Here is a 9979-nt window from a genome sequence, read left to right on the forward strand (position 1 = left end):
GCCGGAGGCGGCGCCGATAAACACAGCTCAGCGCCCGGCCAGCACGGCCTCCGCGTACCGCCCGATCGCCAGCACCAGGTCGTCGGAGTGCCGGGGCCCTACGATTTGTAGCCCGACCGGCATGCCGTCGCGTGTCCGCCCGGCCGGAATGCTGAGCGCGGGTTGCTGGGTGAGATTGAACGGATACGTGTAGGGCGTCCAATCCGGCCAGTCGGACATATCGCTGCCGGGCGGCACGTCGTGGCCGGCTTCGAACGCCGTGATCGGGACCGTGGGAGTGAGGAGGATGTCGTAGGCGGTGTGGAACGTCCCCATGGTGATCGCCGCCTGGGCGGCGACCGCGCGGGCGTCGAGATAGTCGGTCGCGGTGAGGGTTTCACCGTGTTCCCAGACCCGCCGCAGGCCGGGGTCGGCGTTCTCGCGCGCACCCGCCGGGAAGTTCGCCAGCATCGCCGCGGCGCCCGCCGCCCACATCACATCGAAGGCGTCGCGCGGATCGGGGAAGCCGGGGTCGGCGGCCGAGACGCGCAACCCGGCGGTCTCGAGCGCGTGCACGGCCCCGGACACAATTGCCTCGACCTCCGGATCGGGCCGGATATAGCCCAGCGTCGGCGAATAGGCGGCGGTGACGCCGCGGACATCGCGCTGGATCTGGCCGCGGAACGTGGTCAGCGTGGGCGCGAGTGCGGTGGGATCGCGCGGGTCCGGGAGGGCGAGGATATCGAGCAGCAGTGCCGCGTCCTCGACCGTGCGGGTCAGCGGCCCGCCGTGGGCCAGCGGGCCGAACGGGCTGGCCGGGTACAGCGGGATACGACCGTGGGTGGGTTTGAATCCGACGATGCCGCAGAACGCGGCCGGGATCCGCACGCTGCCGCCGCCGTCGGTGCCGACCGAGACCGGACCCATCCCGGCGGCGACCGCCGCGGCGCTGCCGCCGGAGGATCCCCCCGCGGTGCGGGTGGGGTCGACGGGGTTGCGGGTGATCCCGGTGAGCGGGCTGTCCGTCACGCCCTTCCAGGCGATCTCCGGTGTCGTCGTCTTACCGACGATCACCATGCCGTCCTCCCGCACCCGGGCGGCGACGGGACTGTCCACCGGCCACGGGCCCTCCGGGCCGATACTCAGGGAGCCGCGCCGGGTGGGCCAGCCCTCGGTGAGGAAGATGTCCTTGATCGAGATGGGTACCCCGTCGAGCAGGCCGCGGACGTGCCCGGACTGCCAGCGGGCCTCGGAATCCTTGGCCTGGACCAGCGCCCGGTCGGGGTCGACGAGGCAGTAGGCGTTGATATCGGTATCGCGGGCGGTGATGGCGGCAAGCACGGCCTCGGTCGCTTCGACCGGGGACAGGATCCCGGCGGCATAGGCCGAGACCAGTTCCACCGCGGTCATCTCGACGGGGTCGGTCGGTCGCGGGGTCTCGGGTCGGCTCATCTGAGGCCCTCCTTCAGCCGGGCACGTACCCGAGCGTTTTATCGACGACATTGTCCAGCGGACGGCCGGCCGACCAGCGGTCGAAGTTGGCGGCGAACGCGGAGACCATCTCGGCACGCCAGCCGATGAAATCCCCGGAGTTGTGCGGCGTGATCCGGGCGGTGGGCAGGCTCCACAGTGGATGGCCGGACGGTAGCGGTTCCGGGTCCACCACGTCCAGTGCGGCGCCGGCGATTCCATCCGAACGCAGGGCGGCGACGAGGTCGTCGGTCACCACGAGTTCGCCACGGCCCACATTGATGAACCGGGCGTGGGGCTTCATGGCGCCGAACGCACGGGCGTCGAACATATGCCGGGTGCGGTCGGTGAGCGGGGCGATGGCGATCACGTAGTCGGCGCAGGGCAGTTCGGCGTACAGGTCGGTGCCCACGACACCGAAATCCGGATCGTCGTGGCGGGCCCGGCGGCCCACTGCCCGTACCCGCATCCCCGCGGCACGCAACAGTCCGGCGATGGCCCGGCCGATCGCCCCGGTGCCGACGACGAGCGCGGTCGCGCCCGAGATACGCTCGGATTCACGGTGCCGCCAGACCTGCTGTTGCTGGAGCCGGTGGGAGCCGGTGAGATCCTTGGCGAAATCCAGGATCTGCCCGAGGACGTATTCGGCGATCGCGGTGTCGAAGACGCCCCGGGTATTGGTGACGACCACGTCGCTGCCGCACAGTTCGGGGAACAGCACGGTATCGACACCGGTCGCGGCGACGTGCACCCACTGCAGCCGGTCGGCCGCGGGCCAGGCGCCGGGCAGCGCGTGCGTCTGGAAGTCGTAGACGAAGAGCACCTGCGCGCCGGGCAGCGCATCCGCCAATCCGGCGGAGTCGGTGTACCGCACCGTGGCCCGCGCACTCACCGGCGCCATGAGGGCCGGATCGGGCGGACGGCCACTGTGCACAACGGTGACAATCGGTCCCGATTCCATATTGACACGGTATGGTCACATCGTATGATTGTCAACAATCCGATCGTTCTCGGAGGTCTTCCCGGCTGAGTGCGAGAGGGGCCGCAGTGGAGTTCGATTTTCCCGATATGGAGGGCCCGGTCGCGCAGCGGGGCATCGGTGTCATCGCACCGTTCGACCTGGCGCTCGAGCGCGAACTCTGGCGCTGGGCACCGCTGGAGGTGAGCCTGCACCTGGCGCGGACACCGTACGAACCGGTACCTGTCTCGCTGGCCATGGCCGAACTGGTCTCCGACGCGGTGCATCTGACGGCCGCGACGCGCAATGTGCTACACGTCGAACCCGAGGTCGTCGCCTACCTGTGCACCTCGGGCAGTTTCATCAAGGGCATCGAGTACGAACGCTCGCTGCGCGACACCATCTGCCGCGCCGGCGCCGCGAACGCCGTCACCACCTCCGGCGCGCTGCTCGAGGCCGTCCGACATCTCGATATCGGCCGGATCTCGATCATGACCCCCTACGACGAAGTGCTCACCGGAAAACTACGCGATTTCCTCGACGAGGCCGGCTGCACGGTGGTCCGCTCCGAACACCTGGGCCTGGGCGGCGGTATCTGGAAAGTCAACTACCGCACCATCGCCGAACGGATCATCGGCGCCGACGACCCACAGGCCGAGGCCATTTTCGTCAGCTGCACCAATCTGCCCACCTACGACATCATCGAACCGCTGGAAAGAGCACTGGGCAAGCCGATCCTCACCGCCAACCAGCTCACCATGTGGGCCTGTCTCGGCCGGATGAAACTGCCCATGATGGGCCCCGGCCGATGGCTGCTGGAAGTGTTCTGAGGCATGCCGTCCCCCGAGAGAGCCCGCTTCGAGAACGGAGACCCCATGACGGCACCCACGATCGGTTTCATCTACCCCGACCACGCCGCCGAGGACGACTACCCACGCGCGGAATCGCTGCTCGGCGTCCGCCTGCCGGTGGCCCATATCTACGGCACCGATCTGCACGCGATCCCGGAACTCCAGGATCTGGGCAGCCCGGACAAACTGCGGCACGGGGCAGAGCAGCTCGCCGCACAGCAACCCGACGCGGTCGTCTGGGCCTGCACCTCCGGCAGTTTCGTCTTCGGCCCGGATGGCGCCCGCGAGCAGGTTCGCGGCCTGGCGAAAGCCGCGGGCGTACCCGCCTCCAGCACCAGCTTCGCGTTCGTCTCGGCGGCCCGAGCGCTCGGTGTGCACCGGGTGGCGGTAGCGGCGAGCTACCCCGACGAGGTCGCACGGCTGTTCGCCGATTTCCTGGCCGACGCCGGGATCACGGTGGTCGCGTTCCGGAGCGCGGGTATCGAAACCGCGGCGGAGGTCGGCACGCTCACCACCGAGCAGGTACTCGAACTCGCCGTCGCCAACGACCACCCCGACGCGCAGGCGCTACTGATCCCCGATACCGCCATGCACACACTCGAGGTACTGCCGCGGCTGGAAGAAGCGCTGGGCAAACCGGTGCTCACCGCGAACCAGGTCACCATCTGGGAAGGATTACGGCTCATCGGCGCGACCCCGATATCGTCGTCGCTGGGCGCATTGTTCGCGGAAGGGTCTGAACATGTCGGTGGTTGATTTCGAACCGGTCGATCAGCGGTCCACCGCCGAAGTGATCGCGGACAAACTGCGCGAGGCGATCGTGCGCGGCGGTCTGGAACCGGGCGCCCAGCTGGGCGAAGCCGATCTGGCCGCGCAGTTCGGGGTCTCCCGGGGGCCGGTCCGGGAAGCCATGCAGCGCCTGGTGTCGGAGGGATTGCTGCGCAGTATCCGCAATCGCGGCATCTTCGTCATCGAGCTGACCCTCGCCGATGTCGTCGATATCTACCGTTCACGCACCGCCATCGAGGGCGGAGCGCTCACCCTGATCCTCGACGGCCGCCGGGAGATCGCCTACGCGGCACTGGCTCCGAGCGTGCAGGTCATGCTCGACCGGGCCGAGGCCGGGGATGCCGCGGGCGTCTCCGACGCCGATCGGCAGTTCCATGAGGCGCTCGTGGCGGCCGCCGGTAGCCCGCGGCTGGTCCGGGCGGCGCGCACGCTGCTGATCGAGACCCGGATGTGCCTGGGCGCCCTGCAGACCACTTACCCGGACCTGGGAGTCCAGGCCCAGGAGCATGTGGCGTTGCGCGAGGCGATCGGGGCGGCCACAGCGCCCCGGATACACCGGCTACTGCGTGAACATATGGACGACGCGGTCCAGCGGCTGCGCGGCCGGTACACCGCCGAACCGATCCCCGGCTGATTTCGGGCGGGCGATCAGTCGATCAGCCCCCGCGGGCGCACCACCAGCACCGGCGAGGCACGATTGCCCTTCTCCTGGAGCAGCGCGATCACCTTCTCGTCCGCGGTGCGAGCGGCATATACGCCCGCTGTCCCGACGGGTTCCAGCCAGCGCCCGTCCCGCAGTTTCTCCGCCTGGGCGGCGTCGATCGTGCGATGCGGGAAGCACAGGGCCACCGCGGCATCGATACCCAAGCTGGGCGCCGGATCCTCGGCCAGTTCCTCCAGCGTGCGCGCGTGCTCCAGCGTGAACGGCCCGACCCGGGTCCGCCGCAATGCGGTCAGATGGCCGCCCACTCCGAGCGCCGCACCCAGATCGCGGGCCAGCGCGCGCACATAGGTGCCCGACGAACAGTCGACCACCACATCCAGATCGACCAGACCCTCGTCCGGAAGGTCGCGACGCGCCAGCACCTCGAACCGGGCGACGGTGACCGGACGCGCCGCGAGTTTCACCTCTTCACCGGCCCGATGCCGGGCGTAGGCACGCTCCCCACCGACCTTGATCGCGCTCACGGTGGCCGGCACCTGCTGGATCTCACCGGTGAGGGTGGCGACCACCCGGGCGATCCCGGCGTCGTCGATACCGTCGGCCGCCGTGGTGGTGAGCACCTCACCCTCCGCGTCGTCGGTGGTGGTGGACCGGCCCAGGCGGATGGTCGCGGTATAGCTCTTCGTGGTGAGGGTGAGCAGTCCCAGCAGTTTGGTGGCACGTTCCACCCCGAGCACCAGCACCCCGGTCGCCATGGGGTCGAGCGTGCCCGCATGCCCGATCTTCTTGGTGCGCAGCAGTTTCCGCGATTTCGCCACGATATCGTGGCTGGTCGGGCCCTCCGGCTTGTCGACGATCAGCAGACCGCCCAGCAGATCCGCCATCAGCTGTACGCGATCGCGGTGACGATGAAACCGCCGGTGATCCGCCAGCGTCCGGCGAAGGAGGTCAGCGGCAGTCCGCCGTCACCGGTCTGCCCGGGTACCAGCAGCTGCGACCGGAAGGTCCCCGAGCCGGTGCTGTCGGTGGCCTCGTCCACGGTGAAGGTGATGTGCGCGTCCTCGAAACCGAGCCAGCGGGTGGTGAGCGGGAACCACGCCTTGTAGGTGGCCTCCTTGGCACAGAAGAGCAGGCGATCGAGGTGCAGCGCGGAATCGCTGGTGCGCAGCCATTCCCGTTCGGCGGGCAGGCTCACCGAATCGAGAACCCCCTCGGGCAGGGTGTCATGTGGTTCGGCGTCGATCCCGATCGACCGGTAGCGCATCTTGTGTGCCAGCGCCGCACCGCGGAAGCCGTCGCAATGCGTGAGGCTGCCCACGATCCCACGCGGCCACACCGGCGCGCCCCGCTCCCCTTTGCCGATCGCCACCGCCGGTTCGCCGAGCTGCGCCAGGGCCTGACGGGCGCAGTGCCGCGCACCGATGAAGTCACGTCGCCGCTTGTCCACCGATTTCGCGATGAGGTGCTCCTCGGCGGGATGCGGTTTCAGATCCTCCGGATAGTCGAACAACTCGGCGGAGGCGACATCGGCGGGCAGGATTGTCTCGATCATCGTCGCCGAGCCTACTGGGTGCGCAGCCGGCGGCACCGGGCACACCGCCCACCGCCCGCGCGCGGCGTTGCCGGGAACTCCGGGGTACGGGCCGGGCACCTCAGTCGAGCCCCCGCCGGCGCTGGGCCTTGGCCCGCATCTCCGCCGCGGCGGCCGCCATCTCGGGCGTCACCCGGAAATGGCCGCCCCATTCGTTCAGATCGCCCGGGGCGTACTTCGGGTCGGGCAGGATCTGGCGCAGCAGGTTGTCGGGCTTACCGCGCTTCTGCCATTCCCGCGGATAGCCCAGCGAGACCTCCTCGAACCGGACCCCGTCGTGGAAGGTGGTCCGCGGGATGTGCAGATGCCCGTACACGGCGCAGAGCACGTTGTAGCGGGTGTGCCAGTCGGCGGTCTGCTCGGTCCCGCACCACAGCGCGAACTCCGGGTACCAGAGCATATCCGTGGGCTCGCGCAGCAGCGGGAAATGGTTGATCAGGACCAGCGGGGTGCCCTCGGGCAGATTGTCGAGCCGGCGCCGGGTCGCCCGCAGCCGGGCCTCGCACCAGGCGTCGCGGGTGAGGTAGGGGTCCGGCGCCAGCAGGAATTCGTCGGTGGCCACGACATTGCGCTCCCGCGCGATAGCCAATCCCTCGGCCTTGGTGCGGGCGCCCTCGGGCCGGAACGAGTAGTCGTAGAGCAGGAACAGCGGAGCGATGGTCACCGCGCCGCCGTGGGTCTCGGCGCCCGCGCCGGTCCACACCGGGAACGGGTCCTCCGGGGTGAGCACGTCCAGATCCCGGCACATCGAGACCAGGTAGTCGTAGCGCGCCACCCCGTGCATCTGCACCGGGTCCTTGGCGGTGGTCCACAGTTCGTGGTTGCCGGGCACCCAGATCACGGTGGCGAACCGCTCCCGCAGCAGTTTCAACGCCCAGCGGATATCGTCGCTGCGTTCGGCGACATCACCGGCGACGATCAGCCAGTCCTCCGGGGAATCGGGACGGATGTCCTCGACCACCGGCTTGTTGCCCTGGTGACCGACATGGATATCGCTCACCGCCATCAACTTGGGTATCACCACACCCACCTTCGCATATCGCCTGCTTCACCCGGCACCTCTGTACCCGGCCACCCGCTCACTACGGGATTTCGGCACCGACACGGATCCAGCGCCCCGAGAGCGCCCGCACGCTCACCGCCGCCAGCCGCAACAGCATGAACGCGATCAGACCGCACCAGATTCCGCCGATCCCCCAATCGAAGGCCAGTGACAGCCAGATCGCGGGCAGGAAACCGACCAGGGCGGCGCCCAGGGTGGTGGTGCGCAGATAGGCGGCGTCCCCCGCGCCCAGCAGCACCCCGTCCAGGGCGAAGACCACACCGGCCACCGGGATCATGGCCACGAAGTACCACCACACGACGCCGGTCCGGTCCAGGACCGCCACATCGGTGGTGAACAGCGGCGGAATCAGCACCGCGCCGGCCGCGAAGGCCGCGGCCAGGGCCAGCGCGAACACCTCCGACCAGCCGGTGACGCGGCGGGCCACCGCCCGCGCGCCCGCCGCGTTCCGGGCGCCCAGCGCCGATCCCACCAGCGTCTGCGCCGCGATGGCCAGCGAATCCAGGGTGAGGGCGAGAAAATTCCACAGTTGCAGGACCAGCTGATGTGCCGCCACCGACGCCGCCCCGAACCGGGAGGCGACGGCGGCCGCCGAGACGAAACACATCTGGAAGGCGAGACTGCGCACGATCAGATCACGGCCGAGCACCAACTGGGCCCGCATCACCGGCAGCCGTGGGGCGAGCGGCACCCGGGCCCGGGCGAGCGCACCCAGGAACAACCCGGCCGTCACCGCCTGACCCACCACATTGGCCACCGCGGACCCGGGCAGTCCCAGCCGCGGCAGCCCGGCGAGTCCGTGCACCAGCAGCGGGCACAGCACCGCCGACAGGCCCAGCCCGAGCACCACATAGGTGAGCGGGCGCCGCGTCTGCTGCACCCCCCGCATCCACCCGTTCCCGGCCATGGACAGCAGGATCAGCGGCACTCCGAACAGGGCGATCCGCAACCAGGCCAGCGCCTCGGCCGCGATCTGCGCGTCCCCCGCGACGGCTCCGGCGATCGGCACCCCGGCCCCCTGCACCACCAGGACGATCACCAGTCCGATACCGCCGGCCAGCCAGCTCGCCTGGACGCCCTCCTCGACCGCTCCCGGCTCGTCCCCCGCCCCGTGCCGCCGCGCCGAGCGAGCGGTCGTCCCGTAGGCGAGGAAGGTCAGCTGCGAACTGACCTGGGCGAGGATCAGGCCACCGACGGCCAGTCCCGCCAGTGCCAGTGCCCCGAGCCGGCCCACCACGGCGAGATCGAACAACAGGTAGATCGGTTCGGCCACCAGCACGCCCAGGGTCGGCAGCGCCAGACCCAGGATCCGCCGGGGCCCGGCCGCCACCGCCGGGGCCGGTGGCCCGGTCAACTCCGTGTGCATCGTCGGGTTCCCGTCCGTACTCGCCCGTGCGAGCGCGCCCGGCGGCCCCGGATCGCGCCGTAGGGCGCCTCCTCAACTGTCGCGAGCGGCGCGCACCCTGATGGCGCCGCTGGGCGAAGCCCATCCGCAAAACGCGCACGGCCGTAGCGAACGCGGAGGTACGCCTAGCCCAGCGCGGTCCGCAACTGCGCCAGGATGTCCGCCGGTTCACCGTAGGTCGTGTACCCGGCCGCGTAGCGATGACCGCCGCCGCCGAGACCCGCGGCCACGGCCGCGACATCGGCGCCGTCACCGGTCCCGGGACCGCTGTCCTTGGACCGCAGCGATACCGTCCAGCGGCGTCGTTCATCGGTCGGCCGGGCCTCTTTGAATACCGCCGCGATCCCGGCCTCCGCGGTCGCCCGCACGATATCGACCACACTCTCGGCCTCTTCCTGCCGCACCTCGGCGAGATCGGTGGCCAGCACGAACGCCGCGACCAGCCCGGTTCCGCCGTGCGCCGCGCGATCGAGCCGGGCCGAGGCGAGCACCGTCGACAACATCTGCAACCACGCGAAGGGATGGGTGTCCATCAGGGTGCGGGTGATGGCGGCGCCGTCGATCCCGGTGGCCAGCAGCCGTTCGGCCAGCGCGTGGGTCCCGGGGGTCACCCAACGGAACGACCCACTGTCGGTGGCCAGCCCGGCGAACAGGCAGTGGGCGATCCCGGCGTCGATCGGCTCGCCCCAGGCGTCCAGCAGGGCCGTGACGACACTGGCGGTGGACACGGCGTCGGGATCGATCAGGTTGATCTCCCCGAACCGGGTGTTGGACCGATGATGGTCGATCACCAGCGTGCGTGACGCCCCGGACAGCCGGTCGGCGAGTGCGCCGAGCCGGCCCGCACTGCCGCAGTCCACCGTGACCAGCAGATCCACCTCGGCCGGCACCTCGCCGGGCGGCACCAGGAACCGCATCCCCGGCAGGGTACGCAGTCCGGCCGCCGGTTCGGCCGGTTCGGCGAACGACACCCGTACCGGCACGCCGCGGCGATCCAGTACCGCGGCCAGCGCCAAACCACTGCCGAGGGTGTCGGCATCGGGCTGGATATGGCACAGGACGGTCACCGAGCGCGCGCTGTTCAGCGCCCCGACGGCCGCGGTGAAATCGACCGCGGCACCGGTTGTGGTCATATCGGCCGCGACTCAGTCGTCGTCGCGAGGTGTTTTGTACGGGTCCGCGTCGCCCGCCGGGGTGGCCTCGGCGGCC

10 protein-coding genes are annotated in these 9979 nt (G+C 70.1%); 3 read left to right on the forward strand and 7 right to left on the reverse strand.

The window, feature by feature from the left end; genetic code table 11:
• Positions 1–27: 27 nt before the first annotated feature.
• Together ACLML9_RS25455 and ACLML9_RS25460 are read right to left on the reverse strand one after the other, a co-directional pair.
• Complete coding sequence (locus tag ACLML9_RS25455) at positions 28–1431, reverse strand: amidase (RefSeq protein ID WP_411947887.1); 1404 nt, start codon at positions 1429–1431, stop codon at positions 28–30.
• Between the two features lie 13 nt (positions 1432–1444).
• Positions 1445–2410, reverse strand: a complete 966-nt coding sequence (locus ACLML9_RS25460; protein WP_411947888.1) for a D-2-hydroxyacid dehydrogenase — start codon at positions 2408–2410, stop codon at positions 1445–1447.
• 107 nt (positions 2411–2517) lie between these two features.
• Here ACLML9_RS25460 and ACLML9_RS25465 point away from each other — a divergent pair, with 107 nt between their 5' ends.
• From ACLML9_RS25465 to ACLML9_RS25475, 3 genes are read left to right on the forward strand one after another with little or no spacing between them, the layout of a single operon-like run.
• A complete protein-coding gene (locus ACLML9_RS25465; protein ID WP_411947894.1) occupies positions 2518–3237 on the forward strand; it encodes an Asp/Glu/hydantoin racemase in 720 nt (239 codons plus the stop codon).
• Between the two features lie 45 nt (positions 3238–3282).
• Positions 3283–4014 carry a maleate cis-trans isomerase gene (locus ACLML9_RS25470; protein WP_411947889.1) on the forward strand — a complete coding sequence of 244 codons (732 nt, stop codon included), beginning with the start codon at positions 3283–3285 and terminating at the stop codon, positions 4012–4014.
• Positions 4001–4681 carry a GntR family transcriptional regulator gene (locus tag ACLML9_RS25475; RefSeq protein WP_357051033.1) on the forward strand — a complete coding sequence of 227 codons (681 nt, stop codon included), beginning with the start codon at positions 4001–4003 and terminating at the stop codon, positions 4679–4681. The genes ACLML9_RS25470 and ACLML9_RS25475 overlap by 14 nt, the downstream gene beginning before the upstream one ends.
• A 14-nt stretch (positions 4682–4695) precedes the next feature.
• Here the strand turns inward: ACLML9_RS25475 and truB are convergent, their stop codons facing one another.
• The 5 genes from truB to ACLML9_RS25500 all read right to left on the reverse strand — a co-directional run bounded on the left by truB (position 4696) and on the right by ACLML9_RS25500 (position 9903).
• On the reverse strand, positions 4696–5595 hold the full coding sequence (truB, locus tag ACLML9_RS25480; RefSeq protein WP_411947890.1) for a tRNA pseudouridine(55) synthase TruB: 900 nt from the start codon (positions 5593–5595) through the stop codon (positions 4696–4698).
• On the reverse strand, positions 5595–6263 hold the full coding sequence (npt, locus tag ACLML9_RS25485; RefSeq protein ID WP_411947891.1) for a 4'-phosphopantetheinyl transferase Npt: 669 nt from the start codon (positions 6261–6263) through the stop codon (positions 5595–5597). The genes truB and npt overlap by 1 nt, the downstream gene beginning before the upstream one ends.
• Before the next feature lie 100 nt (positions 6264–6363).
• Positions 6364–7323, reverse strand: coding sequence for a metallophosphoesterase family protein (locus tag ACLML9_RS25490; protein ID WP_411947895.1), 960 nt, complete (start codon positions 7321–7323; stop codon positions 6364–6366).
• Positions 7324–7384: 61 nt separating this feature from the next.
• On the reverse strand, positions 7385–8731 hold the full coding sequence (locus ACLML9_RS25495; protein WP_411947892.1) for an MATE family efflux transporter: 1347 nt from the start codon (positions 8729–8731) through the stop codon (positions 7385–7387).
• 164 nt (positions 8732–8895) lie between these two features.
• On the reverse strand, positions 8896–9903 hold the full coding sequence (locus ACLML9_RS25500; protein ID WP_411947893.1) for a DHH family phosphoesterase: 1008 nt from the start codon (positions 9901–9903) through the stop codon (positions 8896–8898).
• Between the last annotated feature and the right edge of the window lie 76 nt (positions 9904–9979).

Origin of the sequence: Nocardia sp. NPDC002869 (assembly GCF_046764065.1) — a bacterium.
GTDB classification, from domain to species: Bacteria; Actinomycetota; Actinomycetes; order Mycobacteriales; family Mycobacteriaceae; genus Nocardia; species Nocardia rhamnosiphila.

Bases quoted from the DNA above. Each gene is read 5' to 3' on its own strand.
- truB (WP_411947890.1), bottom strand. From the start codon at position 5,595: ATGGCGGATCTGCTGGGCGGTCTGCTGATCGTCGACAAGCCGGAGGGC.
- ACLML9_RS25495 (WP_411947892.1), bottom strand. From the start codon at position 8,731: ATGCACACGGAGTTGACCGGGCCACCGGCCCCGGCGGTGGCGGCCGGG.
- ACLML9_RS25475 (WP_357051033.1), top strand. From the start codon at position 4,001: ATGTCGGTGGTTGATTTCGAACCGGTCGATCAGCGGTCCACCGCCGAA.
- ACLML9_RS25460 (WP_411947888.1), bottom strand. From the start codon at position 2,410: ATGGAATCGGGACCGATTGTCACCGTTGTGCACAGTGGCCGTCCGCCC.
- ACLML9_RS25465 (WP_411947894.1), top strand. From the start codon at position 2,518: ATGGAGGGCCCGGTCGCGCAGCGGGGCATCGGTGTCATCGCACCGTTC.
- ACLML9_RS25455 (WP_411947887.1), bottom strand. From the start codon at position 1,431: ATGAGCCGACCCGAGACCCCGCGACCGACCGACCCCGTCGAGATGACC.
- ACLML9_RS25470 (WP_411947889.1), top strand. From the start codon at position 3,283: ATGACGGCACCCACGATCGGTTTCATCTACCCCGACCACGCCGCCGAG.
- ACLML9_RS25500 (WP_411947893.1), bottom strand. From the start codon at position 9,903: ATGACCACAACCGGTGCCGCGGTCGATTTCACCGCGGCCGTCGGGGCG.
- npt (WP_411947891.1), bottom strand. From the start codon at position 6,263: ATGATCGAGACAATCCTGCCCGCCGATGTCGCCTCCGCCGAGTTGTTC.